The organism is Nocardiopsis synnemataformans (genome assembly GCF_965343085.1).
In the GTDB taxonomy this organism is placed as follows: Bacteria; Actinomycetota; Actinomycetes; order Streptosporangiales; family Streptosporangiaceae; genus Nocardiopsis; species Nocardiopsis alborubida.
In genome coordinates this window covers 51,875-77,251 of sequence record NZ_CBDRFA010000018.1, presented here as the reverse complement: position 1 = coordinate 77,251, position 25,377 = coordinate 51,875, and the positions used below count along the sequence as shown (strand labels likewise).

The following is a 25,377-nucleotide window of genomic DNA, read 5'->3' as shown; positions in this document are numbered from 1 at the left end:
CGACACGCGAGGGGTAGTGGCCGGGGGCAGCCCAGGGGGCCGCGCGCTCCCCAGGCGACGACCGCCACCGTCGTGAGACCAGGGGGAACAATGAAGGCAGTGGTGTGGAACGGGACCAGGAACGTCGACACCGTGAACGTTCCCGACCCGCGGATCGAGGAACCCGGCGACGCCGTCGTCCGGGTCACCAGCTCGGGCCTGTGCGGATCCGACCTGCACCTGTACGAGGTGCTCGGGCCGTTCATGACCCCGGGGGACATCCTCGGACACGAACCCATGGGCGTGGTCGAGGAGGTCGGTTCCGGTGTCACCTCCCTCACCCCCGGCCAGCGGGTCGTCATCCCCTTCCAGATCTCCTGCGGGCACTGCCTCATGTGCGACACGGGCCTCCAGAGCCAGTGCGAGAACACCCAGGTCGAGGAGCAGGGCATGGGCGCCGCGCTCTTCGGCTACAGCAAGCTCTACGGCGCGGTGCCCGGCGGGCAGGCCGAGTACCTGCGCGTCCCGCGCGCCGAGACCACCGCGGTCCCGGTACCCGACCAGGGCCCCGACGACCGCTACCTGTTCCTGTCCGACGTGCTGCCGACCGCCTGGCAGGCCGTCCGTTACGCCGACGTCCCCGAGGGGGGATCAGTGGCCGTTCTGGGGCTGGGGCCGATCGGCGACATGTGCTGCCGGATCGCCCGCCACCTGGGCGCGGGCAGGGTGTTCGGCGTGGACCCGGTGTCGGAGCGGCGCGCCCGCGCCGCCGCGCGGGACGTGGAGGTGTTCGACTCCTCCAAGGGCACCGACGACGTGGTAGCGGAGATCCGCGACCGCACGGACGGGCGCGGCCCGGACGCGGTCATCGACGCGGTCGGCATGGAGGCGGCCGGGCACGGCTCGGCCAGGTTCGCCCAGCGCGTGGCCAACCTCATGCCCCGGGGCGTGGCGGCCAAGATGATGGAGACGGCCGGGGTGGACCGGCTGACCGCCCTGCACACCGCCATCGACCTGGTGCGGCGCGGCGGGACCGTCTCCCTGATCGGCGTGTACGGCGGCATGGCCGACCCGATGCCGATGCTCACGCTCTTCGACAAGCAGATCCAGCTGCGGATGGGTCAGGCCAACGTGCGCCGGTGGGTGCCGGAGATCCTGCCGCTGCTGGAGGGGGCCGACCCGCTGGGGGTGGACGACTTCGCCACCCACCACGTGGGCCTGGACGCGGCCTCGCTGGCCTACGAGAAGTTCCAGAAGAAGCAGGACGGCGTGTTCAAGGTCGTCTTCCGGCCCTGACCCGCCGGAGGCGGGCGCCCCGGGCCGGGGGATCCGGCCCGGGGCGCCTTTCTGACCGTGGTGGCCGGGGGCTAGTTCTCGTAGACCCGGACGTAGTCGACGACCATCTGCTGGGGGAACTGTGTGGTGCCGTCGGGGTAGCCGGGCCAGTTCCCGCCCACGGCGATGTTGAGGATCATGAAGAAGGGCTGGTCGTAGACCCAGGGGTTTCCGCCCACGTCCGCGGTGGTGAGGGTGTGGTAGGCGTTGCCGTCCACCGACCAGGTGATCGATCCCGGGCTCCAGTCGATGGCGAAGGTGTGGAAGTCGTCGGCGAAGGACCAGCCCTGCGGGTGGGTGTAGGAGGAGCCGATGCCGTTCGCGCCCGAGTAGCCGGGCCCGTGCACGGTGCCGTGCACCATGTGGGGTTCGTACCCGACGTTCTCCATGATGTCGATCTCGCCGGAGTCGGGCCAGGGGGTGTTGGGGAAGTCGGCGCCGAGCATCCAGAAGGCGGGCCAGATGCCTTGTCCGCGGGGGATCTTGATGCGTGCCTCGATGCGGCCGTAGGCGTGTTCGACTTTGTTCTGGGTGGTCATGCGTGCGGAGGTGTAGCCGCCGTGGGTTTCTTGGCGTGCGGTGATGACGAGGTTGCCGTTTCCGTCGAGGGCGGAGTTGGCGCGGCTGTTGGTGTAGTTCTGGAGTTCGTTGTTGCCCCAGCCGTGGTCGCCGGTCTCGTGGTTCCAGTTGGCGGGGTCGGGGGCGCTTCCGGCGGCGCCGTCGAACTCGTCGGACCAGACGATGTCCCCGGGCGCCGCGCTGAGTTCGGCGTTGGCCTCGTCCACGGTGCCTCCCGTCCACTGCGGTGCGGTGAGGATCGCCGCGGCCAGCGCGGCGGAGGCGGTCACCGCCGTGGCGGCGGTGGCGGTGCGGCGGGTACTGCGGCGGGCGCTCTTGGTCATGGCGTACTCCGTTGAGCGGGGGGACGGGCGCGTCCGGCGCCGCGACGCGTGCGAAATAGCGGGTTCCGCACGGATCGCGAGGGGCGCGCCCGCGTGGGCGGGCGCCCACTGAACAAGCGTTAAGTGACTGTACGTACGCGACCGCTCGCGGACAAGGGGGGTCGCGCGAAAAAGTTGGGACCGCTCCCATAGGGCTGGGTGAAACGTGTGCTCTGTGTGCTTTTGGGGTGATGTCGCCTCCCGAACGACGACGGGCCCCGTGGAGCGCGTGCTCCGCGAGGCCCGTCAGACGGGGGCGTCAGCCGTTCAGGGTCTCCTGGAGCAGCGGGACCAGCTCGTCCAGCGCGTGGGAGATGCCCGGGTGCGAACCGCTGGAGAAGGCGTTGGCCAGCTCCGGGTCGTCCAGGATGACCAGTCGGCCGTCCTCGGCGGAGGGGATGCCCTGGAGCACCGGGTCCTCGTGCAGGTGGTCCGCCGTGCCGCCGATGGGGAACATGACCGTCAGGTCCGCGTCCAGGACCTCCAGCCGCTCCGGGCTCAGGTCGACGTAGAACGCGTCGTCGGCCATCTCCTGGACCTCGGGGTCGTACTGGAAACCCAGCTCCTGGAGCAGGTCCACCCGGGAGTCGCCGGGCACGTAGGCGCCGTACTGGCCGTCGAAGTAGGCGCCCACGGTCAGGGTCATGTCGGCGAACTCGGGGTTCTCCTCGCGGATCTGGGCGAAGCGGCCCTCCAGCTCCTCGATGAGCTCCTCGGCGCGCTCCTGCTCGCCGACCACCTGGGCGACCTGGCGGGTCTGCTGCTGCCAGGTGGTGCCGTAGGTGACCTCCACTCCGGGCGGCGGGCCGACCACGGGGGCCACCGGCGAGAGCGTGTCGTAGCGCTCCTGGCTGTTGTCGGAGCGGGTGTCGAGGATGACGTCGGGCTCCAGGGAGGCGATCGCCTCCAGGTTCGGCTCCATGGTGCCGAGCTGGACCGGCTCCTCGTCGAACATGTCGGCCGCCCAGGGGCCCACGCCCGTGCCGCCGTAGGCCTGCCAGTCGGCCACGCCGACCGGCTGCACGCCCAGCGCCAGCGCGGTCTCGGCGTCGGACCAGCCCATGGCGACGACGTTGGTCGGCTTGTCCGCGATCTCCACGTCGCCGAAGAGGGTCTCGACGGTGACCGGGTACCCCTCGGCGACCTCGCCGTCCGAGCCGCCCTCCGCGGAACCGGAGGTCTGGCCGCCGCAGGCGGCGAGCAGTAGGAGGGACAGCGCACCGGCGGCGATCGCGCCGCCGCGGGTCAGCGGACCGGGGTTCATGGGGCCTCATTCGGTCGAGTGGATGAGCTTAGCCTTGCCTAAGCAAGGGTTATGGTGCTGGAGCCGGCGGTTTTGCGCAAGCCCGTGCCGAAGAACGGAAAAAGTCACGTATGCCGGTGAAGCGCGGTATGCACGGTGACCGACGGGCCCGCACGGCCCTCCTTGAGGGGCGCATTCGTGTCGAGGGTCACACCGTCAGGCGTAGGCGTCCACGCCGTGGCGCCAGTAGCCGATGAAGGCGATGTGGTCCTTGGGTACTCCGTGTTGGCGTACGAGGGTGCGGCGGAGTTCGGTGGGCAGGGTGTTCTCTCCGGCGAGGAAGCAGTAGGGGCGTCCTTGGGGAAGCTGGGCTGTGCGTACGGTCTCCAGGGCCAGTCGTCCGGGGACGGCGTGGGGGTCGGTGCGCGGTAGCCAGTGCACCTCTACTCCGGCTGGGGCGGTCACGGGGCGGATGTCGTCGTCGCAGGGCACTTCGAGGTAGGCCTGTCCTCGCAGGTCGGCGGGGGCCTGTTCGAGGATGGAGAGCAGGGCGGGCACGGCGCTCTCGTCGCCCACGAGCAGGTGCCAGTCGGCCTCCTCGGGCGGAAGGTAGTAGATCCCCTCGGGGTAGAGGCCCAGCTCGTCGCCGGGTCGGGCGGCCAGCGCCCACGCCGACGCCGGGCCCTCGTCCCCGTGCGCGACGAACTCGATGTCCATCTCCAGCGCCTCGGCGTCGAAGCGGCGGACGGTGTAGTTGCGCACGTGCGGGCGCAGGTCGTCGGGCATGGCGCGGAACGCGGCCACCCACCCGTTGCCGTCGCCGCCGCTGTCGGCGACGGGCAGGTGCAGCCGGTCCTGGCCCGGCCGGGCGAAGAGGATCCGCGTGCACTGGTCCAGGCCCAGGAACTCGAACCCGGTCAGCTCCTCGCCGGTGAGCGTCACGGTGAGGAAGTGCTCGCTGGTCCGCTCGGTGCGCGCCACCCGGGTGCGGATCATGGTGCGGTGGCTCGGATACCTGATGCGCAAGGCGCGGCCCCTTCGTTCGGGTCGGAGAGCGGCGGGTGTCGGGTTCGTCCGGCCTCGGGGTGCTGTGACCGTATACCGACACGGGAAAGGTTAGCCTAACCAAGGTCGGTGTGGCACGGTGGTCCGGGGCCGGAGGCCCCAGGGAACACCGACTAGCCTTGCCCAGGGCACGACATCGCGGGAGGAACAGGACATCGGATGAGTAGACGTCTGTACGGGGCCGCGCGCCCCGCGCCGAGCGGACGCGCCGTATGAGCGCCGCCCCCGCCCCCGCCGCCGAGCGCGAACGGCGCTCTCCCCGTGCCCCCGAGTGGGAGGTCCCCGACAGCGTGCGCGCCCTGCGCCGCCGCACCCTGAGGCGCAACCGCGGCCACGTCACCGTCGGCGTGGTCCTGCTCTCCCTGCACCAGGTCGCCGAGGCCCTCGTCCCGGTGGCCATCGGCCTGACCATCGACTGGGCCGTCTTCACCGGCGACGTCGGCGCCCTGGCGGTCTGCGTCGCGGGCATGGTCGTGCTCTTCACCGTCCTGGCCCAGGCCTACCGCAACGGCGCCCGCTTCACCCTGCGCGCCGTCGAGAACGAGGCGCACCTGCTGCGGGTGGAGGCCGCCCGCCGCGCCCTGGACCCGCGCGGCGAACGCAGCGGCCTGCGCGCGGGCGAGGTCCTGTCGGTGGCCACCTCCGACGCCGAGCAGGCCGCCCTGTACGTGCGCGCCTGGTCGGCGTCGATCGCCGTGGTGGTCGCCATCGCCGTCACCACCGTCGCGCTCCTGGCCATCGACGTCCCCCTGGGGGTCGGCGTCCTCGTCGGCGTCCCCCTGCTCATGCTGCTCCTGCGCCTGCCCGCCGCCCGCATCACCCGGCGCAGCGAGGCCAAGCAGGCCACCGCCGCCGGGGCCACCGCCCTGGCCACGGACCTGGTCGGCGGTCTGCGGGTCCTCATGGGCATCGGGGCGCGGCACAACGCGGCCACCCGCTACCGCCGGGCCAGCACCCTCGCCCTGGACGCCTCGGTCGACGCCGCCGCCAGCAACGGCGTCTACCGCGGCCTGGTCACCGCGGCCAGCGCCGTCTTCCTGGCCTGTGTGGCGGGCGTGGCCGGGTGGATGGCCCTCCAGGGGCGCCTCAGCGTCGGCGAACTCGTCACCGTCATCGGCCTCGCCCAGTTCCTGGCCGAACCCGTGCAGGGGCTGGGCATGGTCGGCCAGCTGTTCGCCACCGCCCGCGCCTCCGCCCAGCGGCTGGTGCGTCTGCTCAACGCCCCCGACGCGGTCACCCCGGGCGAGCGCGTCTGCGCGGGGGAGCCCGTGGTCGCGCTTTCCGGGGTCAGCTACCGCACGCTGCGCGGGGTGGACCTCGAACTCGCCCCCGGCGAACTCGTCGGTGTGCTCACCACCGACCCCCGCGACGCCGAGGCGCTGCTGGAACTGCTCTCGGGCCGGGCCGAGCCCGCGGCCCTGGACGGCACGCTCACCGTGGGCGGCGTCCCCGTCCCCGAACTCGCCCTGGACGCACTGCGCGAGGCGGTTCTGGTGGAGGAGCACGGTGCCACCCTGTTCGAGGGCACCCTGCGCTCCAACCTGGACACCGGCGCGGGCGGCGACGAGGAGCGGCTGCTGGACGCCCTGCGCGCCGCCTCCGCCGCGGACCTGGTCGACGGTCACCCCGAGGGCCTGGACCGACCGGTCGCCGACCGCGCCGCCAACCTCTCCGGCGGCCAGCGACAGCGTGTGGCCCTGGCCCGTGCCCTGGTCGCCGACCCGCCCGTCCTGGTGCTGCACGACCCCACCACCGCCGTGGACGCGGTCACCGAGGAGGCCATCGCCCGGGGCACGGCCGCCGCCCGCGCGGGTGCGGCCAGGGCCACCCTGGTCGTGGCGAACAGCCCGGCGCTGCTGGCCCGCGCCGACCGCGTCGTGGTGCTGGCCGGGGGGCGGGTGCGGTGCGCGGGCACGCACGCGCTGCTGGTCGAGGAGGACGCGGACTACCGCGAGGCGGTACTGCGTTGACCGCCACGCCGCGGAGCGTCCCACGGCAGCCCGCCGCACACCAGAGCGCTCCGTCACCGACCGCCGCCCCAGGGCGCCGAGCCCTCCTTCCCCACACCCACGACCCCGAGGACGACCGATGAGCACGCCGGTGGAGGACTCCGCGAGCGAACACGGGGAACTGCTGCCCACCGCCTCGGCCCGCCGCACGTGGGCCGTGCTGGGAGAAGGGGTGCGCGGCACCGGCTGGGGCACCCCCCTGGCCCTGGCCACCGTGCTCGTGGGCAGCGCCGCCGGACTGGTCGCCCCCTGGGTGCTGGGCCGGATGGTCGACGACATCTCGGCGGGGCGGGGGCTGGACACCGTCCTGTCCTCGGTCCTGCTGATCGCCGGGGCGGGCCTGCTCGGCGGTCTGCTCACGGGCGTGGGCAGCTGGCTGGTCAGCCGGGTCGGCGAGACCGTCCTGGCCCGCCTGCGCGAACGCGTCATGGACCGCGTGCTGCGCATGCCCGCCGCCCGCCTGGAGCGGGTACGCATCGGTGACCTGCTCTCCCGGGTCGGCGACGACGTCGCCGTGGTCACCGCCAGCATCGCCCGCAGCGGCCCCGACGCGGTCGTCGCGCTGGCCACCGTTCTGCTGACCGCGGTGGGCATCACCGCCCTGGACTGGCGCCTGGGCCTGGCCGCGATGCTCTGCGTGCCTGTCTACGTGACCGCCGTGCGCTGGTACCTGCCCCGCTCGGGTCCCTACTACGCCCGCGAGCGCGTGGCCATGGGCGAGCGCTCGCACGCGATGATGGGCGCCCTGCGCGGGCGCTCCGCCGTGCGCGCCTACCGCCTGGAGGACGAGCACGAGTCCCGGGTGCGCGAGCGCTCGACCGCCGCCATGGACATCACGGTCGCGGTGTTCCGGCTGTTCACCCGCTTCGGGTCGCGACTCAACGCCGCCGAGTGCGTCGGACTGACCGCGGTGCTGGTGGCCGGGTTCTGGCTGGTGCGCGCCGACCTGGCCAGCGTCGGCATGGTCACCGCCGCCGCCCTGTACTTCCACCGCCTGTTCGGCCCGCTGATCTTCCTGGTCATGAACTTCAACGAGGTGCAGTCGGCCGGGGCGAGCCTGGCCCGCCTGGCCGGTGTGGTCGACCTCCCGGTGGAGGCCGACCCGGGCGCGGAGGAGGGCCCGGCCGGTTCCTCGGTCCGCGTCGCGGGGGTCACCCACTCCTACGGCACCGGCGGTCCGGCCGCGCTGGAGGAGGTGTCGCTGGAGGTCGCCCCGGGCGAGCGCGTGGCCCTGGTCGGGGCCAGCGGCGCGGGCAAGACCACCCTGGCCGCCCTGGTCAGCGGTCTGCGCACGCCCACGGCCGGAACCGTGTACCTGGGCGGGATCCCCCTGGAGGAGCTGGGGGAGCGGCGGGTGCGCGAGCACGTCTTCCTTGTCAGCCAGGAGACCCACGTGTTCGCCGGAACCCTGCTGGAGGACCTGCGCCTGGCCCGCGCCGGGGCCGACGCGGTCGAGGCGGAGGCCGCCCTGGAGACCGTCGGTGCCCTGGAGTGGGTGCGCGCCCTGCCCGAGGGGCTGGACACGGTGGTCGGCGAGGGCGGGCACGCCCTGACCGCCGAGCAGGCCCAGCACCTGGCGCTGGCCCGGCTGGTGCTGGCCGACCCGGACGTGGCGGTCCTGGACGAGGCCACCGCCGAGGCTGGCAGCTCCGGCGCCCGGCGCCTGGAGCGGGCCGCCGCCGCGGCCACCGCCGGGCGCACGACGCTGGTGGTGGCGCACCGGCTGACCCAGGCGCAGACCGCCGACCGCGTGGTGGTCATGGACCGGGGCCGCGTCGTCGAGCAGGGGACGCACACCGAGCTGGTCGCGGCCGGAGGGCGCTACGCCGATCTGTGGCGCAGCTGGCAGGGCGCGCCGGACGACGGGGAACTGCTCTCCCGCTGACCGTGGTCGGGGTCGGCGCGGCAGCGTGCCGACCCGGGCCGGGCCTACAGCTGGAGTTCGCTCTCCACGCGCCGGAGGGTGTGGCGGGCCATGGCCAGGTTGGCGCGCTGGCGATCCAGCGCGAGGTAGAGGAAGACGCTGCCGTGCGACTTCTCCAGCAGGCGGATGAGGTGGTACTGGCTGCTCAGCGTGATGAGGATGTCCTCGATGCGGTCGTCGAGGCCGATCGCGCCCAGGGCGCGCGTCTTGGCGCGCACGACCTCGGTGTTGGCCGCCGCGGCCATCTCCAGGTCGAAGTGGCCGCCCCCGCCCATGGTGCCCAGGGACATGCCGCTCTCGTAGTCGACGACCGCGACGCCGATGGCGCCCTCGATCCCCATGGCTTCCTTCATCGCCGCTTCGGCGTTCATGCTGTCTCCTCACGCTCGGTGTCCACCGCAGGAGCGGCGATACATGTCGAAAATTAGCGAAACGCCTGGAGGGTGCGTAAGTGGACAGTTTGCGGCGGGGTCCATCGTTACCACAGTGTGTTCTCTTTGCTCCACTTTGACTGTTAAATGTCTTTTGGAGCAAACCAGACGCCGGGGGGCACGTGTCGAGCACAGCTGTATCCACGGAGCGTTACCTGAGCTGTGACGGTGTCGTGGCCGCGATGCTTGTGGACCGCGCGACGGGTCAGGCGCACGCGCGATCGGGGGCGGTGTCGGCGCTGCCCGATCCCGAGCACGTGGCGGACTCCCACCACCTGGCCCTCGACCTCGCCGTCGCCTCTCACGAACCGGCGGTCCAGGAGAGCGTGGTCACCACCGGCGGCCACCACGTGCTGACCCGCGCCGTGCCCTCCCCGGGCGCGGACGAGGTCCTGCTCGTCCTGGTCTTCGACCGCGCGCGGACCAACCTCGCGCTGGCCCGCTACCAGGCCGACGAGCACACCGCGGCGCTGCTCTCATGAGCGCTGCCGCGCCCCCGCGGGCCCTGACCGAGGCCCTGCTCCGCGCCCGCGAGGAGGAGCTCACCGGAGCCCTGCGCCTGACCGGCCCGCCCGAGGCCCTGGTCCACCTGAACGCCGGTCGCGTCACCGCCGTCACCACACCGGCGGCGCCCACGCCCGAGACCCTCCTGGTCCGGTCCGGCGCGGTCCCCGCCGGGGCCTGGGCCGACGCCTACGAGGCCGCCGCACACACCGACGGCCTGGCCCGGGAACTGCTGAGCCGCGGCGCCGTCTCGGCCGCGGTACTCGAACTCGCGTGCGCCACGGCCCTGGCGGACGGCGTCCTGGCGCTGTGCCTGTCCCCCGAAACCCGGGTGGAGGCCGTGCTCGCCGACGCCGCGCCGCCGCTGCTGGGCCTGGAGCACGGCCTGGACCCGCAGGAGGTGCTGGCCGAGGCCGGGCGCCGCCTGGCCTTCCTCGCCGACCGGTGGGGCGCGCCCGCGGAACTGGCCCGCCACCGCCCGGTGTCCGCCGGGCCGGTACGCGACTCCCTCCCCTCCGCCTACCGGCTCCTGCTCACCCAGGCCAACGGCCGCCGCACCCCCCGGGACCTGGCCTTCGTCCTGGGCCGGGGGCTGACCGGGGTCATGGCCGACGTCGCGCGCCTCACCGAACGCGGGCTGCTGGAGGCCGCCGCCCCCGGCGGCGCGGACGGCCTCACCCGTCGCACCCCCGAACGCCCCGCCCGGGACGAGGGCCCGTCCGCGCTGGCCAAGCGGCGGCCGGGTTCCAACGCCGTGCGCTCCGCGCCCCGGGCCTCGTCGGTCCCCGTCCCCGGGAGCGTGCGCGAACGCCTGCGCTCGCTGGGCGCCGACCACGGGACGGCCGGAGCGGGCGCGGGAGGGAGGGCCGAATGAGCACGACCGGACGCCCCCGTCCGGCCCGCGGCGGCGAACCCCCCGCCGGAGGACACGAGGCGGGCGGCCTGACCGCCCTTCCCAAGCGCACCCCCTCCCCGGTGCCCCGGGGGCCGCGCCCCCGGCCGGGCCTGTTCGGCCCCAAGGAGCCCGAGCCGGGGCCGCTCGCCGCCCTGCGCCGTGCGCAGCGCGCCGCGGTGCCTCTGGAGAGGGTGCGCAGCGCGCTACAGGATTTGGACGCCCACACCGGCCGCGCACCGCGGCCGACCGACGAGCACGGGAGCGATTGACATCCTCTTCCGCCTGGAGACGGAAGAATCCAGCTAACGAAGGTGCCCGCCGCTGGTGGTCTACGCTTCACAGCCCGCCTGGCGGCGAGGGCTCCACGTCCTGGCACCCACAATGTCCTGGGGCGCTTGCTGCTTGGTCAGGTGCTCGACGTTGCGCGCGGCGTTGGTGTCGGCGTGCGCGGCATAACCGCACCCGGGTGCCTTGCACACGAACCGGTCCCGTGACTCGCGGCTGCCCTCGGTGATGGCCCGGCACCGCGAGCAGCGCCGTGAGGTGTAGGGGGCGGGCACCCGGACCAGGTGCCCGCCCCGGTCGGCGAGTTTGTACTCCAGCAGGGTGATGGTGCGTCCCCACGCCTGACCGGCGATGGCACGGTTCAATCCGGCCTTCTGCCTGACGTTGGTGCCCGGGGCGTCCACCGTGCCCCGGGCTGAGCGGACCATACCGGTGATGTGCAGGTCCTCGACCCCGGACCACGCCGACCTTGGGGATTCTCACGATTCCCCAACGGCGGGTGAGGCGCTCGATGGCCAGATCCCGGCCCTGGGGGACGTCCATGCACATCCGGGTGCGCGAGCGGGCCTTGAGGGTGGGCGGGCCTGCCCGTCCGGCCCAGCAGTTCTGCCACGCCCGGAAGTAGGTCTTCAACACCTGCTGAGCGGCCTGCGCGGGCAGGTCGGCGAGCCAGGGGATATCCTTACGGGCCTGACGAATCGCGGCATCGGCGTCGGTGAGGGATACCCGCCGGTTCTCGGAGGACATGGTCCAGTCGGGTAGCGGTAGCCCGTTACCGGGCTACCGCCCCCTCAGAACCGTACGTGCGAGTTCCCCCGCATACGGCTCAAGCAGACCCTTCGGCTGCTTTCCCATGACCTTTTTCAGGCCGTTTGGTGGAGGTTTTCTTGGGGAACCGACGCCCGTCGCCCGCATGGTGCAGGCGGTGGCATTCGGCGTGCACGAGACGCATATTCTTCGGGTCGTCACTGCCGCCGTGGCGCCGGTACACCAGGTGATCTTCGTGAAGCCGATGCCGCATGGCCTCGAACCACTTCACCCAGTCTCGAACGTTGTCGGGTTCGTACTCGGCGCCGATGATCAGGTCCGTACGGCACAGCGGGCAAAGCCCGCTCTGCCGCGCCGCCAAGGCCGTTTTGGAGACGGTCATGGTCGGCGGAACCTTTCTCTTACGGCGGTTTTTCCAATAGTCACTGAGTTCAGGGTCATCGGGGGATGCCCCTGCCTTGACCATGGGGTGTCGGACGATCTTGGTCTTTGAGAACATGAGTAGCTTCAACCCACTCTGTGGGTCAGCGAAGTGCCATGTACCCTTTCGGCCCCTTTTCCCGTAGTACCGGCTCGCTTTCCAGCTCGCCGATTTATGCGGGTGCGTCCAGCTGACCCATCGCCATGTCCTCTTCCAAAGGAAGGCATCCAGGCGATTGAAGGTCGTGCTGGATGATGCCGCCCGGAAGTATGTCGACCATCCCCGAATGAAGGGGTTGAGTCGCGCGACGACCGCAGTCGCATTGGACCCGTATAGGTCCCTGGCGTCCGATTTCAGTCGCTCCCGGGCTCTCTTGATGGAGTCCTTGCTGGGTTGCGCCAACGTGACGGATCTGTTGTCCTTCACGAAGCGTCGAATGGTGAATCCGAGGAAGTCGAAGCCCTCCGTCAGGTGCCTGATTTTGGTCTTCTCCTCGTTGAACCTCAGCCCCTCAGCCTCAACCATTCTTCCAGCTTAGCCTTGACCTGCCGTGTTTCTTCCTCCGTGTGACACATGACCACGAAGTCGTCCGCGTACCGGACCAGGACAGGAGAGCCTTTGCGGGTATCCCCTCTCGGGATATACCGGCATCCAGCCGCCTCCTCCATTCCATGCAAAGCGATGTTGAGCAAGAGCGGGCTGATCACTCCCCCTTGCGGGGTACCTTCCTCGGTACGAGCGAGCTTCCCGCCTTCCAGGACACCTGCCTTGAGCCACCCCCGGATCAATCCCCTTCCCGGGACATCCCCGATGGTCTCCAAGAGCATGGCGTGGTCGATTTGGGCGAACGCCGCTTGTAGATCAGCGTCCAGTACCCATTGCCGGGCAGGGGGCGACCCCTTTCCTCCGGTTGCCTGTACTCGACCGATGGGCGGTCTCGCCTTGGGCTTTTCCGGACTGCTCTCCACCGGTGGATTACTCCTCCCGCAGTTGTCCGTGGGGACCGGGCTCGCACACCGCCCGGAATCAGCAACTCCTTCTGTCTTGTTTCTGATCACTACCAACAAGCGACTTCACGTCGCACCCACGCGTGCAGGAGATTCCACAGGGCGCGGGCGGCGTGGCCCTGGGTCTCCAGCCCGGAGAGCTGTTCCTTGGTGGGGTAGAGGCGGGCTTTGTGGCCGCGTTCGCGCTTGATGTGTCACCTCCCTTGGCTAGTCTGAATCGACCCTAGCGCGGGGTGTGACTTTTCGTGACGGGCGATTCACCCACCGGCTGAAGCCGGTGGCACTCTCTTGAAGGAGAAGTAGATGGTTCAGGGGCAGATCGCCGAGGAGCTGGCGCGGCTGCGCGAGCGCGTCGTCGGTGTGACCGACAGCGCCGTGGCCGCCTCCGACGGCATGCTGGTGGCCTCCGACATCCAGGGCGGCCGCCCCCACGCGCTGGCCGCGCTCGCCGCCGCCTCCCTGGGCCTGGGCAAGCGCACCGGTGACGAGACGGGGCTGGGGCCCCTGCGCGAGGTCGTCACCCGCTGCCAGGGCGGCTACGCGGTCGTCTACGCGGTCGGGATGGAGGCCCTGCTCGTCGTGCTGGGCGACGAGGGCATGGACACCGTGGCCCTGCGCCGCGAGTCCCGGCTGACGGTGGAGCGCGTGGGCTCGCTGCTGGAGGTCACCGCCGCCGGTTGAGGGCCCGAAAGGGCTGTGCCGGGTGGCCGTTTACGGTCAAACCCGGCGACCGAAAGTGATCCCTGGGTTACTCTCGCCGGATGTGTCCCCCGCACGGAGGAGGTCCGGCGTTCGACATGGGCAAGAACGACGAGCAGGGCGCCGGGCGCGAGGCCTCCGGACCCCCTGAGCGGTCCCCGAGCTCACACCCGCCGAGAACGCGGTCCTCGCCTCCGTCCCCCCGGCGGCCACGACGACGGCCCCGGCTCCCCCGGTGGACCCGCGCACGCGGACGGTCCCGGCCCCGGCCGGACGAGCCGTCCGTGCTCGGCCTCCTGGAGCAGCGGTACTTCCCCGAGGGGCGGGGCGCACGGCGGCGGACGCGCCTGGGGGCGTGGGCGGTCTGCCTCGCGCTGCTCCTCCTGGTCTCCCTGGGCGGGTACGCCGCGGGCTACGCCTACGACCTGTGGTCCACCGAGGCGCGCTTCCGCGAGGAGCGCGCGGCCGAGGCGGAGGTGGACCAGGAGAGGGCGCCGTTCACCAGCTCCGTCACCTACGACACCTCACTTCCCGAGGGCTTCAAGATCGTCCTCGACCGGCCCCTGACGGAGCAGGAGGGGGAGGCGCTCCAGGCCGTCGAGCCCGCCGAGGTCTGGGAGTTCCTGCGGCCGCTGGGCGGACGGCTGGTCCGCAATCTCGACCGCATGAGCGCGGCGCCCGCGGGCGGATGGTCCTGGCGTGGAGAGGACGGCTCGCCCGCCGCGACCGTGTTCACCATGAACCTGCTGTCCACGCGCAGCTCCCAGCTGAGCATCGTGGACATGACCCCCGTCAACATCTCCTGCACCGAACCCACGGCCGTCACCGTTGTGGACTCCCCGCCCTCGGGCGAGGCGTCCTATCCGGGCGTGACCGTCGACCTCCACCACGACGAGCCGCAGCTGTACATCGCCGACGAGGGCCCCGACCGCGAGCAGCCGTACTTCAGCCGCAGGCGGATCGACCTCGGTGGCGGGCTGGACCCGGGCGGGCTGCGGGTGGAGGCGGTGGTGCACGACCGCTCGTGCGAGTGGGAGTTGAGCGCCCGCTACGTCGACGCCCGCGAGAACGAGGACGAGGTCGTCCTCCGCGACGGAGACCGGCCCTTCTTTGCCGAAGCGCTGCCCAGGCAGCCCGAGCAGTACTGGGTGGCGGGCTACACGGTCTCCGACACCGAGGAACGCGCCTTCGTCCCGTGCGACGAGGTGCCGGACGCGCTCAGCTGCGAGCTCGCCCTGGGAGGCGGGGGGTAGCGGTCCCGGGCCGGACACCGCTCCGCCCTGCCCGCTTCGCCCTGCCCGGGCGCGGGCCGCGGCCACCCGGACGGTCACGGGACCGGCCGGGGCCGTCGGCTTCGCGCGGTCCGGTCAGGCGCCGACGTAGGCCGCGAGGTGCTCGCCGGTGAGGGTGGCGCGGGCGGCGACGAGGTCGGCGGGCGTGCCCTCGAACACGACCCGGCCGCCGTCGTGGCCCGCCCCGGGGCCCAGGTCGATGATCCAGTCGGCGTGCGCCATGACCGCCTGGTGGTGCTCGATGACCACGACCGACTTCCCGGAGTCGACGAGCCGGTCGAGCAGGCCGAGCAGCTGCTCGACGTCGGCCAGGTGCAGGCCGCTGGTCGGCTCGTCCAGGACGTAGACGCCGCCCTCCTCGGCCATGTGGACGGCCAGCTTGAGCCGCTGCCGCTCACCGCCGGACAGGGTGGTCAGCGGCTGGCCGACCCTGAGGTAGCCGAGGCCGACGTCCTCCAACCGCCGCAGGATCCTCGCGGCCGCGGGCACCTTCGCCCCCTCGCCGTCGAAGAACGCGTGCGCCTCGGCCACCGACATCGCGAGCACCTCGCTGATGTCCCGGCCGTCGTCCGGACCGCCCAGGCGGTACTCCAGCACCTGCGGCTGGAACCTCCTGCCGTCGCACTCCTCGCACGGCGAGGCGACCGCGTCCATCATGGCCAGGTCGGTGTAGAGCACCCCGGCGCCGTTGCAGGCCGGGCAGGCGCCCTCGGAGTTGGCGCTGAACAGGGCCGGTTTCACGCCGTTGGCCTTGGCGAAGGCCTTGCGGACCGGGTCGAGCAGCCCGGTGTAGGTGGCCGGGTTGCTGCGCCGCGAGCCGCGGATCGCGCTCTGGTCCACCGACACCACGCCCGCGCCCGCGGGGACCGAACCGTGGATCAGCGAACTCTTCCCGCTGCCCGCCACACCGGTCACCACGCACAGCACGCCCAGCGGCACGTCCACGTCGACGTCGCGCAGGTTGTTGGCGTCGGCGCCGCGGATCTCCAGGGCGCCGCGGGGCGTGCGCACCTTCGGCTTGAGCCGGGCCCGGTCGTCGAGGTGGCGGCCGGTGAGGGTGCCGCTGGCGCGCAGCCCCTCGAGGCCGCCCTCGAAGACGATCCGGCCGCCGTCGTCACCGGCCCCGGGGCCGAGGTCGACCACGTGGTCGGCGATCGCGATGGTCTCCGGCTTGTGCTCCACGACGAGCACGGTGTTGCCCTTGTCGCGCAGCCGCAGCAGCAGGTGGTTCATCCGCTCGATGTCGTGCGGGTGCAGTCCGACGGTGGGCTCGTCGAAGACGTAGGTGACGTCGGTGAGCGAGGAGCCCAGGTGACGGATCATCTTGGTGCGCTGCGCCTCGCCGCCCGAGAGGGTGCCCGAGGACCGGTCGAGCGAGAGGTAGCCCAGTCCGATCTCCACGAACGAGTCGAGCGTGTGCCCCAGCTTCGTCAGCAGCGGCCCCACGGACTGTTCGTCGAGGTCGCGGACCCACGCGGCCAGGTCGCTGATCTGCATCGCGCACGCGTCGGCGATGTTGACGCCGCGGATCCTCGACGACCGTGCCGCCTCGCTCAGGCGGGTGCCGTCGCACTCGGGGCAGGCGGTGAAGGTGACCGCCCGGTCCACGAAGTCCCGGATGTGCGGCTGCATCGCCTCGCGGTCCTTGGACAGGAACGACTTCCGGATCTTGGGGATCAGCCCCTCGTAGGTGAGGTTGACGCCCTCGACCTTCACCTTGACCGGTTCCTTGTGGAGGAAGTCGGCGAGTTCCCCCTCGGTGTAGTCGCGGATCGGCTTGTTCGGGTCCACGAAGCCCGACTCGGCGTAGACCCGCACCGTCCAGAAGCTGTCCGACTTCCAGCCGGGGATGGTGAACGCGCCCTCGGCGATCGACTTGGAGTCGTCGTAGAGCTGGGTGAGGTCGATGTCGGAGACCGTGCCCCGTCCCTCGCAGTGCGTGCACATGCCGCCGGTGCGGGTGAAGGTCTGCTTCACGGCCTTGCCGGTGCCGACCTTGATGGCACCGCTCGCCTGGACCGAGGCGACGTTGAACGCGAACGCGTTGGGCGAGCCGACGTACGGTTCCCCGAGGCGGCTGAAGAGGATGCGCAGCAGCGAGTTGGCGTCGGTGGCGGTGCCCACCGTGGAGCGGATGTTGGCGCCCATCCGCTCCTGGTCGATGATGATCGCCGTGGTCAGCCCGTCGAGGACGTCGACGTCGGGCCTGGCCATCGTCGGCATGAGGCCCTGCACGAAGGCGCTGTAGGTCTCGTTGATCATCCGCTGCGACTCCGCGGCGATCGTGTTGAACACCAGGGAGCTCTTGCCCGAGCCGGAGACGCCGGTGAACACCGTCAGCCGTCGTTTGGGGATCTCGACGCTGATGTCCCCGAGGTTGTTCTCGCGTGCGCCGTACACGCGGATCAGGTCGTGGCTGTCGGCGGCGTGCGGTTCGGACGTCCCCGCGTCCGCCCTGGTGGCCGTGCTCATCGTGATCTCCCTCGGTCGGGCGAGGCCTCTGCGTCGGCGTCGTCGGCGTCGTCTGGATCGGTCCCACCGGCGCCGGGCGACGGCCGTCGCGTGTCGGCCCGGGTGAGCGGTGGGGTCCGTGGTGCCCACGCTAGACGGGGGGCCGGGGGCGGTGCTTCTCGATTCCTGACCGGACGGCCCGCCGCCTGACCGGGCGGCTAGTCCATGGCGGCGCGGCCGTGGCGCCAGTAGCCGATGAAGGCGATGTGGTCCTTGGGTACTCCGTGTTGGCGTACGAGGGTGCGGCGGAGTTCGGTGGGCAGGGTGTTCTCTCCGGCGAGGAAGCAGTAGGGGCGTCCTTGGGGAAGCTGGGCTGTGCGTACGGTCTCCAGGGCCAGTCGTCCGGGGACGGCGTGGGGGTCGGTGCGCGGTAGCCAGTGCACGTCCACTCCTGCCGGGGCGGTCACGGGGCGGATGTCGTCGGTGCAGGGCACCTCCAGGAATGCCTGTCCCCGTAGGTCGGCGGGGGCCTGTTCGAGGATGGAGAGCAGGGCGGGTACGGCGCTCTCGTCGCCCACGAGCAGGTGCCAGTCGGCCTCCTCGGGCGGCAGGTAGTACACGCCGTCCGCGAGCATGCCCGCCTCGTCGCCGGGAACGGCCCCGGCGGCCCAGGCGGAGGCGGGACCGGCGTCGCCGTGGTCCACGAACTCGATGTCCATCTCCAGCGCCTCGGCGTCGAAGCGGCGCACCGAGTAGCTGCGCACGTGCGGTTGGCGGCTCGGGGGCATCGCGTGGAGCTGCTCGACCCACCGCTTGTCGGCGTCGGCGGGCATGTGCAGCCGGTCCTGGCCCGCGCGGGGCAGGAACAGGCGCACGAACTGGTCCCGGCCGAGGAAGGCGAAGTCGGCCAGCCCGGCGCCGCCCAGGGTCACCGTGACGAAGTGCTTGCTCAGGCGCTCGGTCCGCACCACGCGGGTGCGGATCATGGCGCGGTGGCCGGGCTGTTCGACGCGCACGGGACCTCTTCTTCCTTGCCTGGGAGCACGGGGGCGGGCTGCTTCCAGGTGAGGTTAGCCGAACCTTGCCTCGGCCACGTTGCGGGACGGCGGACACCGGGGTCTGTGAGGTGTCGCCGGTGGGCCGGTCCGTGCGGTTGCAGGGGACTGTTCCCGGCTTTCATCCCTCTGGTGGGAAATATGAATCTACGCGGTAAAGGTGGCGTTTGTCCGTTTTGCTCTTGGCCGGGGTATCCCCGTCCTGAGGCCGGATCCCACAACGGGACGCGACTGTCGTCACCATCGCGGAGAATCGATGTATGACACAGGCAGCACACCGACACCACGCCATCGACTACCTGGAGCTCACGGTCACCGACCTGGACCGGGCGCGGCGCTTCTACTCCGAGGCGTTCGGGTGGCGCTTCAACGACTACGGCCCCGGCTACGCGGGAATCCAGAACCCCGAGGGGCCGGACGCGCCCGAGGTGGGCGGCCTCGCGCTGGGCGAGGAGACGCGCGCGGGCGGCCCCCTCGTCCTGCTGTACTCGGCCGACCTGGACCGTTCCGTCAAGGACGTGGAGGACGCGGGCGGCCGTGTGGTGCGGGGCCCCTACGCCTTCCCCGGCGGGCGCCGCTTCCACTTCACCGACCCCAGCGGCAACGAACTGGGCGTCTGGGCCGAGGCCTGATGGGCGGGCAGGCGCACGCGGGAGGCGACCCGGCCGTGGAGCACCTGGCCGCGACCCTGCGCCGCCGCCGGGAGGAGCTGGCGGGCGCGGACGGGGTGCGGATCGGGAGCGGCCTGGTCGTGCACGCGGTCACCACGCACATGTGGGCGGGGGTACCGGTCCCGGCCGTGGCCTGCCACGCCTCCGTCGATCCGCTGCGCCTGCGTGCCTCCGCCGGGCCGGTGACCTGTCGCAGGTGTCTGGCCCAGAGCGGTCAGGAGCGCCAGCGGCAGGTGCCCGGGCAGACCGCGCTGGAGCTGTGACCGGCTCAGGTGGGGCCGGACGCCACTTCGCCGCCGGGGGAGAAGGGGCGCCCGGTGTGGTGGAGCGGTCCCTGCCGCGGTCGTCGCTCTCCTGAGGGCGGCCGCTCGTGTGGTGGGAGGGGCCGTCGCTGGTCCGCCCGCGGTCCGTGGCGGGTCCGCGGCATCGGGTCGCGCCGGAGGGAAACGGCGTCCGGGAAAACCGTGGCGGTCGCACCAGCGGACATTCTTTGGTCTATTGGATAGGCCAATAGTCCTTTATGGTGACGCGTTCGCCGGACGGACGCCGTCCTGGTCACCGCCACCGCGGGAGGCGGCCGTTCGATGTGGCGAACCTCGCGTGAAACAGGAGCGAGGCGGTGTGGCCGGACGTTTTTTGTGGGGTTCCCACAACGCATCGGCTTCGCTATGCGTGGTTCGGACCATTGGTGTACCCGGCGGTAATCGACCAGGGTAGAAAGGGTAGGTGCAGGCGACGCTCCGAGACCCGGACGTCGCCTTCTGCGCGTGGGTACTTGGGAGGCTCAACCGGTGTTCAGTCGTGTCGCCATCGTCAACCGTGGAGAGGCCGCGATGCGGCTCATCCACGCTGTTCGGGACCTCTCAGCGGAAACCGGCGTGCGGATCGAGACGGTGGCCCTCCACACCGACGCCGACCGCGACGCGACCTTCGTCCGCGAGGCCGACGTCGCCTACTCGCTGGGTCCCGCCTCGGCCCGCCCCTACCTCGACCACGCCGTCCTGGAGCGCGCGCTGCTCCGGACCGGAGCCGACGCCGCGTGGGTGGGCTGGGGCTTCGTCGCCGAGGACCCGGCCTTCGCCGAGCTGTGCGAGAGGATCGGCGTCACCTTCGTCGGGCCCAGCGCCGAGGCCATGCGCAAGCTCGGCGACAAGATCGGCGCCAAGCTGATCGCCGAGGAGGTCGGCGTCCCGGTCGCGCCGTGGAGCCGCGGCGAGGTCGCCACCCTGGAGGAGGCGCTGCGCGCCGGTGACGAGATCGGCTACCCGCTGATGCTCAAGGCCACCGCGGGCGGCGGCGGGCGCGGCATCCGCATGGTCGCCTCGGGCGAGGACCTGGCCGAGGCCTACGAGCGCACCAGCCAGGAGGCGCTGCGCGCCTTCGGCTCCGGTGTGGTCTTCCTGGAGCGCCTGGTCACCGGCGCCCGGCACGTCGAGGTCCAGATCATCGCCGACGGGCAGGGCACGGCGTGGGCGCTGGGCGTGCGCGACTGCTCGGTGCAGCGGCGCAACCAGAAGATCATCGAGGAGTCGGCCTCCCCGGTCCTGGACGCGGAGCAGACCGCGCAGCTCAAGGCGTCGGCCGAGCGGCTGGCGCTGGCCGTGGACTACCGCGGCGCGGGCACCGTCGAGTTCCTGTACCACCCCGGTGAGAAGCTGTTCGCGTTCTTGGAGGTCAACACCCGCCTCCAGGTCGAGCACCCGATCACCGAGCTCACCACCGGCACCGACCTGGTCCGGCTCCAGCTGCACGTGGCCGGCGGCGGAAGGCTGGAGGGCCCCCAGCCGGTCGAGTCCGGCCACGCCGTCGAGGCCCGGCTCAACGCCGAGGATCCCGACCGCGACTTCGCGCCCGCCCCGGGCCGCATCGCGCGTCTGGCCCTGCCCACCGGGCCCGGCGTGCGCGTGGACACCGGTGTGCGCGAGGGCAACACCATCCCGGCCGACTTCGACTCGATGATCGCGAAGGTCATCGCCTACGGCCGCGACCGCGAGCAGGCGCTGGGCAGGCTGCGCCGCGCGATGGCCGAGACCACGGTGATCATCGAGGGCGGCGCGACCAACAAGAGCTTCGTGCTCGACCTGCTCGACCAGCCCGAGGTGATCGACGCCAGCGCCGACACCGGCTGGATCGACCGCGTGCGCGCCCAGGGGCGCCTGGTCAGCCACCGCCACTCCGCGGTCGCCCTGGCCGCGGCCGCGATCGAGGCCTACCAGGACGAGGAGGAGGTCAGCCGCCAGCGGCTGCTGTCCACCGCGCACGGCGGCCGCCCGCAGGTGCAGCACGAGAGCGGCCGTCCGCTGGACCTGAAGCTGCGCGGGGTGGGCTACCGGGTGAGCGTGGCCCGGGTCGGGCACCGGCGGTTCCGCGTCGGCGTCTCCGGCGGCGGCGACGTGCACCCGGCGGACGTGGAGGTCGAGCGCTTCGACGCGCACAGCGGCCAGATCGTGGTCAACGGCCGCCGGTTCCGACTGGTGTCGGCCACGCACGGGCCGGTGCACCTGGTCGAGGTCGACGGCGTCACGCACCGGATCAGCCGCGACGAGGGCGGTGTGGTCCGCTCCCCGGCGCCCGCCCTGGTGGTGGCGACGCCGTTGGCGGTCGGCGACGAGGTCGACTCCGGCGCGCCCGTCCTGGTGCTGGAGAGCATGAAGATGGAGACGGTGCTGCGCGCGCCGTTCCGTGCCCGGGTGCGTGAGTGCCCGGTGTCGGTGGGCAGCCAGGTCGAGACCGGTGCGCCGCTGATGCGGTTGGAGCCGCTGTCCGACGAGGCCGCCGAGGAGGCGGAGTCGGACGTGGAGGCCGTCGCCATCGAGCTTCCCGAGCCCGTGGAGGCCTCCGCGGCCGAGCGTGTGGAGCGCGGCCTCCAGGGTCTGCGCGGCCTGCTGCTGGGCTTCGACGCCGACCCGCACGACCGCGGGCGGGTGCTGGACGACTACCTGGCCGCGCGCGCCGAGCTGGGCGGGCGTCCGGTCGAGGGCGAGCTGGACCTGTTCACCGTGTTCGCCGACCTGTGCGAGCTGAGCCGCAACAAACCGGGCGGGGAACCGGACACCGAGCCGCGCAGCTCGGTGCACAGCCCGCGCGAGTTCTTCCACAGCTACCTACAGAGCCTGGACGTGGAGCGCGCCGGGGTCAGCGAGGGCTTCCGGGACAAGCTCACCCGGGTCCTGGCCCACTACGGGGTCACCGACCTGGACCGCACGCCGGAGCTGGAGGCCGCGGTCTTCCGGATCTTCCTGGCCCAGCAGAACACGGGCGCGGCGCTGGCGATCGTGTCGGAGCTGCTGCGCCGCTGGCTGGCGGGCGGGCCGCCCGCGGAGGCGCTCAGCGAGCGCGCCGGGCTCGCCCTGGAGCACCTGGTGGAGGCCACGCAGGTGCGCTTCCCGACGGTGTCGGACCTGGCCCGCGGTGTGGTCTTCCGCTGGTTCGCCCAGCCGCTGCTGCGCCGCAACCGGGCCCGGGTCTACGCCGCGGTGCGTGACGAGCTGCGCCACCTGGACCGCGACCCGGACGCGCCGGACCGGGCGGAGCGGATCCAGGCCATGGTGGCCAGCGCCGAGCCGCTGGTGCGGCTGGTCGGCCAGCGCATGGGACGGGCCGGGCGCGACCACGCCCCGCTGCTGGAGGTGCTGACCCGCCGCTACTACGGCAACCGCGGACTGTCGCGGGTCACCGCCCGCGAGGTCGGGGGCTGCCGGTTCGTCACCGCCGAGCACAACGGCGCGGGCGGCCTGACGCGCCTGGTCACGACCGCCGTCGACATCGCCGCCCTGCCCGACGCCGTCGCCGCGGTCGGCGAGCTCGCCGCCGACGTCGCCGAGCACGGACTCGCGGCCGACCTCTACGTCACCTGGGAGGACCAGCCCGACGCCGACGCGATGGCGGTGCGGCTCGGGCGGCTTCTGGCCGAGAACCCGCTGCCCGCGGGCGTGCGCCGGGTCACCGCCACCGTCGCCGGTACCAGCGGCGCGGTGATGCACCACCACTTCACCTTCCGGCCCGAGGGGACGGGCTTCGCCGAGGACCGGCTGATCCGCGGCCTGCACCCGCAGATCGCCCGGCGCTTGCAGTTGCAGCGCCTGCGCGAGTTCGACCTCACCCGGCTGCCCTCGGCCGATGAGGAGATCTACCTGTTCAGGGCGGTGGCCAAGAGCAATCCGGCCGACGAGCGCCTCTTCGCGATGGGCCAGGTCCGCGACCTGACGCCGCTGCGCGAGGCGGACGGGCGCCTGATCGCGCTGCCCGCGCTGGAGGACACGCTCACCGGGTGCCTGGACGCGATCCGCAACATCCAGGCGCAGCGTCCGCACAACCGGCGCTTCGACACCAACCGCATCATGATGTACGTGTGGCCGTCGACCGAGCTGACCCCCGAGGAGCTGGAGACGCTGGTCCAGCGCCTGCTGCCGACCACGGCCGGGGCGGGGCTGGAGGAGGTGCAGTTCCTGGCCCGCCAGCGCACGTCCTCCGGTGAGCTGACCGAGGTCGCGGTGCGCGTCAGTCTGGACCAGGGTCAGGACGCGCGGGTCCACGTCGAGGAGCCCTCGACCGAGCCGGTGCTGCCGCTGGACGACTACCGCCAGAAGGTGCTGCGCGCGGCCCGTCGCGGGACCGTCTACCCCTACGAGCTGACCGGTCTGCTGTCGGGGCCGGGCGGCGGTTTCACCGAGTACGACCTGGACGACAACGGTGTGCTGGTCCCCGTCGACCGGCCGCGGGGGCACAACTCCGCGGCGATCGTGGCCGGTGTGGTCACGACGCCGACCGTGCGCCACCCCGAGGGGGTCACGCGCGTGGTGCTGCTGGGCGACCCGACCAAGGCGCTGGGCGCGCTCTCGGAGCCCGAGTGCTCGCGGGTGATCGCCGCGCTGGACCTGGCCGAGTCGATGCGGGTGCCGCTGGAGTGGTTCGCGCTGTCGGCGGGCGCGCGGATCTCGATGTCCTCGGGCACCGAGAACATGGACTGGGTCGCGGCCGCGCTCAAGCGGATCGTGGAGTTCACCCAGGACGGCGGCGAGGTCAACATCGTCGTCGCGGGCATCAACGTCGGCGCTCAGCCGTACTGGAACGCCGAGGCGACGATGCTCATGCACACCAAGGGCATCCTGGTGATGACGCCGGACTCGGCGATGGTGCTCACCGGCAAGCAGTCGCTGGACTTCTCCGGCGGTGTGTCGGCCGAGGACAACTTCGGTATCGGCGGCTACGACCGGGTGATGGGTCCCAACGGGCAGGCGCAGTACTGGGCGCCGAACCTGGCCTCGGCCCGCGAGGTGCTCATGGCGCACTACGACCACACCTACGTCGTGCCGGGGGAGGAGACGCCGCGCCGGGCCAGGACCCTGGACCCGGTCGACCGCGACGTCTCGGTGTTCCCGCACGCGGTGGCGGGCAGCGACTTCACCACCGTCGGCGAGATCTTCTCCGCCGAGCACAACCCGGACCGCAAGAAGCCGTTCGACATCCGCACGGTGATGCGGGCGCTCTCGGACCAGGACCACGCGGTGCTGGAGCGCTGGGCGGGCATGGCCGACGCCGACACGGCGGCGGTGCAGGACGTGCACATCGGCGGCTGGCCGGTGTGCCTGGTGGGGATCGAGTCGCGGTCGGTGCCGCGGCACGGCTTCCCGCCCACCGACGGCCCCGACACCTACACCGCGGGCACGCTGTTCCCGCGCTCGTCCAAGAAGGTGGCGCGGGCGATCAACGCGGCGTCGGGCAACCGGCCGCTGGTGGTGCTGGCGAACCTGTCCGGGTTCGACGGCTCGCCGGAGTCGCTGCGCAAGCTCCAGTTGGAGTACGGGGCCGAGATCGGCCGGGCGATCGTCAACTTCGACGGCCCGATCGTGTTCTGCGTGATCTCGCGCTACCACGGCGGCGCGTTCGTGGTGTTCTCCAAGGCGCTCAACCCGAACATGACGGTGCTCGCGCTGGAGGGCTCGTTCGCCTCGGTGCTGGGCGGGGCCCCGGCGGCGGCCGTGGTGTTCGCCGGTGAGGTCAACACCCGCACCGCGAGCGACCCGCGGGTGACCGGGTTGCAGGAGCGGGTGTCGGCTGCCAGCGGCGCCGAGCGGGCCGCGCTCAACGCGCGGCTGGCCGAGACGCAGTCCTCGGTGCGGGCGGAGAAGCTCGGCGAGGTCGCCGCGGAGTTCGACCGGGTGCACAGCATCCAGCGCGCGGTCGAGGTGGGTTCGGTGGACGCGATCATCAGCGCCGCCGAGCTGCGGCCGCGCATCATCGAGGCCGTCGAGCACGGGATGAAGCGCTAGGCGCTGAGGCCGGGCGTGACCGGCCGCGGGTGGACCGCGGCCGATCACCCGGGCTGACGGGGCGGGGTCGCGGCGGGAGGTCGCGGCCCCGCCCCGTCGTCGTGTGCGGGTCCGTCGTCCGAGGGCGCCG

General features: G+C 72.2%; 21 protein-coding genes. 11 read left to right on the top strand and 10 right to left on the bottom strand.

Features of this window, described 5'->3' with window-relative positions:
- The first annotated feature begins 90 nt into the window (after positions 1 to 90).
- Entirely contained in the window at positions 91 to 1,275 is a 1,185-nt protein-coding gene (locus ACSIH6_RS12925) for an alcohol dehydrogenase catalytic domain-containing protein (RefSeq protein ID WP_435108505.1), read from the top strand.
- Positions 1,276 to 1,346: 71 nt separating this feature from the next.
- Here the strand turns inward: ACSIH6_RS12925 and ACSIH6_RS12920 are convergent, their stop codons facing one another.
- The 3 genes from ACSIH6_RS12920 to ACSIH6_RS12910 form a co-directional block, all read right to left on the bottom strand.
- Positions 1,347 to 2,216 (bottom strand): glycoside hydrolase family 16 protein, encoded by an 870-nt coding sequence (locus ACSIH6_RS12920; RefSeq protein ID WP_435108504.1) that lies wholly within the window; start codon positions 2,214 to 2,216, stop codon positions 1,347 to 1,349.
- Between the two features lie 298 nt (positions 2,217 to 2,514).
- Positions 2,515 to 3,519: an iron-siderophore ABC transporter substrate-binding protein gene (locus ACSIH6_RS12915; RefSeq protein ID WP_435108503.1), complete on the bottom strand. Its 1,005-nt coding sequence runs from the start codon at positions 3,517 to 3,519 to the stop codon at positions 2,515 to 2,517.
- A 195-nt stretch (positions 3,520 to 3,714) separates the two neighbouring features.
- Positions 3,715 to 4,494 (bottom strand): siderophore-interacting protein, encoded by a 780-nt coding sequence (locus tag ACSIH6_RS12910; protein WP_435108502.1) that lies wholly within the window; start codon positions 4,492 to 4,494, stop codon positions 3,715 to 3,717.
- A 281-nt stretch (positions 4,495 to 4,775) separates the two neighbouring features.
- Here ACSIH6_RS12910 and ACSIH6_RS12905 point away from each other — a divergent pair, with 281 nt between their 5' ends.
- Complete coding sequence (locus ACSIH6_RS12905) at positions 4,776 to 6,533, top strand: ABC transporter ATP-binding protein (RefSeq protein WP_435108501.1); 1,758 nt, start codon at positions 4,776 to 4,778, stop codon at positions 6,531 to 6,533.
- Positions 6,534 to 6,651: 118 nt separating this feature from the next.
- Entirely contained in the window at positions 6,652 to 8,457 is a 1,806-nt protein-coding gene (locus tag ACSIH6_RS12900) for an ABC transporter ATP-binding protein (RefSeq protein WP_435108500.1), read from the top strand.
- Positions 8,458 to 8,501: 44 nt separating this feature from the next.
- Here ACSIH6_RS12900 and ACSIH6_RS12895 read toward each other — a convergent pair whose 3' ends face one another.
- Positions 8,502 to 8,867 (bottom strand): hypothetical protein, encoded by a 366-nt coding sequence (locus tag ACSIH6_RS12895; RefSeq protein ID WP_017564933.1) that lies wholly within the window; start codon positions 8,865 to 8,867, stop codon positions 8,502 to 8,504.
- Positions 8,868 to 9,109: 242 nt separating this feature from the next.
- Here ACSIH6_RS12895 and ACSIH6_RS12890 point away from each other — a divergent pair, with 242 nt between their 5' ends.
- Genes ACSIH6_RS12890 through ACSIH6_RS12880 form a run of 3 tightly spaced genes read left to right on the top strand, consistent with a single transcriptional unit; the run spans position 9,110 to position 10,595 of the window.
- Positions 9,110 to 9,409, top strand: coding sequence for a hypothetical protein (locus ACSIH6_RS12890; RefSeq protein ID WP_435108546.1), 300 nt, complete (start codon positions 9,110 to 9,112; stop codon positions 9,407 to 9,409).
- On the top strand, positions 9,406 to 10,305 hold the full coding sequence (locus ACSIH6_RS12885) for a hypothetical protein (protein ID WP_435108499.1): 900 nt from the start codon (positions 9,406 to 9,408) through the stop codon (positions 10,303 to 10,305). Before ACSIH6_RS12890 ends, ACSIH6_RS12885 begins: the two co-directional genes overlap by 4 nt.
- Complete coding sequence (locus ACSIH6_RS12880; RefSeq protein ID WP_435108498.1) at positions 10,302 to 10,595, top strand: hypothetical protein; 294 nt, start codon at positions 10,302 to 10,304, stop codon at positions 10,593 to 10,595. The genes ACSIH6_RS12885 and ACSIH6_RS12880 overlap by 4 nt, the downstream gene beginning before the upstream one ends.
- A gap of 60 nt (positions 10,596 to 10,655) precedes the next feature.
- Here ACSIH6_RS12880 and ACSIH6_RS12875 read toward each other — a convergent pair whose 3' ends face one another.
- The 4 genes from ACSIH6_RS12875 to ACSIH6_RS12860 form a co-directional block, all read right to left on the bottom strand.
- The gene (locus ACSIH6_RS12875) at positions 10,656 to 11,039 is read right to left on the bottom strand and encodes a zinc ribbon domain-containing protein (protein WP_435108497.1); all 384 of its coding nucleotides are present in this window, start codon (positions 11,037 to 11,039) and stop codon (positions 10,656 to 10,658) included.
- A 398-nt stretch (positions 11,040 to 11,437) separates the two neighbouring features.
- Positions 11,438 to 12,325, bottom strand: coding sequence for an HNH endonuclease (locus ACSIH6_RS12870; RefSeq protein ID WP_435108496.1), 888 nt, complete (start codon positions 12,323 to 12,325; stop codon positions 11,438 to 11,440).
- The gene (locus ACSIH6_RS12865; protein ID WP_435108495.1) at positions 12,304 to 12,858 is read right to left on the bottom strand and encodes a reverse transcriptase domain-containing protein; all 555 of its coding nucleotides are present in this window, start codon (positions 12,856 to 12,858) and stop codon (positions 12,304 to 12,306) included. The genes ACSIH6_RS12870 and ACSIH6_RS12865 overlap by 22 nt, the downstream gene beginning before the upstream one ends.
- The gene (locus ACSIH6_RS12860) at positions 12,858 to 12,998 is read right to left on the bottom strand and encodes a helix-turn-helix domain-containing protein (protein ID WP_435108545.1); all 141 of its coding nucleotides are present in this window, start codon (positions 12,996 to 12,998) and stop codon (positions 12,858 to 12,860) included. Before ACSIH6_RS12860 ends, ACSIH6_RS12865 begins: the two co-directional genes overlap by 1 nt.
- 112 nt (positions 12,999 to 13,110) lie before the next feature.
- On the opposite strand from ACSIH6_RS12860, the gene ACSIH6_RS12855 reads away from it, so the two are divergent.
- Both ACSIH6_RS12855 and ACSIH6_RS12850 read left to right on the top strand, forming a co-directional pair.
- Positions 13,111 to 13,488 carry a roadblock/LC7 domain-containing protein gene (locus ACSIH6_RS12855; protein ID WP_435108494.1) on the top strand — a complete coding sequence of 126 codons (378 nt, stop codon included), beginning with the start codon at positions 13,111 to 13,113 and terminating at the stop codon, positions 13,486 to 13,488.
- Between the two features lie 302 nt (positions 13,489 to 13,790).
- Positions 13,791 to 14,759 carry a hypothetical protein gene (locus tag ACSIH6_RS12850; protein ID WP_435108493.1) on the top strand — a complete coding sequence of 323 codons (969 nt, stop codon included), beginning with the start codon at positions 13,791 to 13,793 and terminating at the stop codon, positions 14,757 to 14,759.
- A 114-nt stretch (positions 14,760 to 14,873) separates the two neighbouring features.
- On the opposite strand, the gene ACSIH6_RS12845 is transcribed toward ACSIH6_RS12850, so the two are convergent.
- Both ACSIH6_RS12845 and ACSIH6_RS12840 read right to left on the bottom strand, forming a co-directional pair.
- Complete coding sequence (locus ACSIH6_RS12845) at positions 14,874 to 17,270, bottom strand: ATP-binding cassette domain-containing protein (protein WP_435108492.1); 2,397 nt, start codon at positions 17,268 to 17,270, stop codon at positions 14,874 to 14,876.
- A gap of 197 nt (positions 17,271 to 17,467) precedes the next feature.
- On the bottom strand, positions 17,468 to 18,235 hold the full coding sequence (locus ACSIH6_RS12840) for a siderophore-interacting protein (RefSeq protein ID WP_435108544.1): 768 nt from the start codon (positions 18,233 to 18,235) through the stop codon (positions 17,468 to 17,470).
- Between the two features lie 329 nt (positions 18,236 to 18,564).
- Here ACSIH6_RS12840 and ACSIH6_RS12835 point away from each other — a divergent pair, with 329 nt between their 5' ends.
- From ACSIH6_RS12835 to ACSIH6_RS12825, 3 genes are all read left to right on the top strand, one after another.
- Positions 18,565 to 18,936, top strand: a complete 372-nt coding sequence (locus tag ACSIH6_RS12835; RefSeq protein ID WP_435108491.1) for a VOC family protein — start codon at positions 18,565 to 18,567, stop codon at positions 18,934 to 18,936.
- On the top strand, positions 18,936 to 19,238 hold the full coding sequence (locus ACSIH6_RS12830; RefSeq protein ID WP_435108490.1) for a hypothetical protein: 303 nt from the start codon (positions 18,936 to 18,938) through the stop codon (positions 19,236 to 19,238). Before ACSIH6_RS12835 ends, ACSIH6_RS12830 begins: the two co-directional genes overlap by 1 nt.
- A 528-nt stretch (positions 19,239 to 19,766) precedes the next feature.
- Positions 19,767 to 25,247 carry an ATP-binding protein gene (locus ACSIH6_RS12825; protein ID WP_435108489.1) on the top strand — a complete coding sequence of 1,827 codons (5,481 nt, stop codon included), beginning with the start codon at positions 19,767 to 19,769 and terminating at the stop codon, positions 25,245 to 25,247.
- Positions 25,248 to 25,377: the final 130 nt, after the last annotated feature.

Coding starts and splice junctions, on each gene's coding strand:
- ACSIH6_RS12925 (WP_435108505.1), top strand. CDS start 91: ATGAAGGCAGTGGTGTGGAACGGGACCAGGAACGTCGACACCGTGAAC.
- ACSIH6_RS12920 (WP_435108504.1), bottom strand. CDS start 2,216: ATGACCAAGAGCGCCCGCCGCAGTACCCGCCGCACCGCCACCGCCGCC.
- ACSIH6_RS12915 (WP_435108503.1), bottom strand. CDS start 3,519: ATGAACCCCGGTCCGCTGACCCGCGGCGGCGCGATCGCCGCCGGTGCG.
- ACSIH6_RS12910 (WP_435108502.1), bottom strand. CDS start 4,494: ATGATCCGCACCCGGGTGGCGCGCACCGAGCGGACCAGCGAGCACTTC.
- ACSIH6_RS12905 (WP_435108501.1), top strand. CDS start 4,776: ATGAGCGCCGCCCCCGCCCCCGCCGCCGAGCGCGAACGGCGCTCTCCC.
- ACSIH6_RS12900 (WP_435108500.1), top strand. CDS start 6,652: ATGAGCACGCCGGTGGAGGACTCCGCGAGCGAACACGGGGAACTGCTG.
- ACSIH6_RS12895 (WP_017564933.1), bottom strand. CDS start 8,867: ATGAACGCCGAAGCGGCGATGAAGGAAGCCATGGGGATCGAGGGCGCC.
- ACSIH6_RS12890 (WP_435108546.1), top strand. CDS start 9,110: ATGCTTGTGGACCGCGCGACGGGTCAGGCGCACGCGCGATCGGGGGCG.
- ACSIH6_RS12885 (WP_435108499.1), top strand. CDS start 9,406: ATGAGCGCTGCCGCGCCCCCGCGGGCCCTGACCGAGGCCCTGCTCCGC.
- ACSIH6_RS12880 (WP_435108498.1), top strand. CDS start 10,302: ATGAGCACGACCGGACGCCCCCGTCCGGCCCGCGGCGGCGAACCCCCC.
- ACSIH6_RS12875 (WP_435108497.1), bottom strand. CDS start 11,039: ATGGTCCGCTCAGCCCGGGGCACGGTGGACGCCCCGGGCACCAACGTC.
- ACSIH6_RS12870 (WP_435108496.1), bottom strand. CDS start 12,325: ATGGTTGAGGCTGAGGGGCTGAGGTTCAACGAGGAGAAGACCAAAATC.
- ACSIH6_RS12855 (WP_435108494.1), top strand. CDS start 13,111: ATGGTTCAGGGGCAGATCGCCGAGGAGCTGGCGCGGCTGCGCGAGCGC.
- ACSIH6_RS12845 (WP_435108492.1), bottom strand. CDS start 17,270: ATGAGCACGGCCACCAGGGCGGACGCGGGGACGTCCGAACCGCACGCC.
- ACSIH6_RS12840 (WP_435108544.1), bottom strand. CDS start 18,235: ATGATCCGCACCCGCGTGGTGCGGACCGAGCGCCTGAGCAAGCACTTC.
- ACSIH6_RS12835 (WP_435108491.1), top strand. CDS start 18,565: ATGACACAGGCAGCACACCGACACCACGCCATCGACTACCTGGAGCTC.
- ACSIH6_RS12830 (WP_435108490.1), top strand. CDS start 18,936: ATGGGCGGGCAGGCGCACGCGGGAGGCGACCCGGCCGTGGAGCACCTG.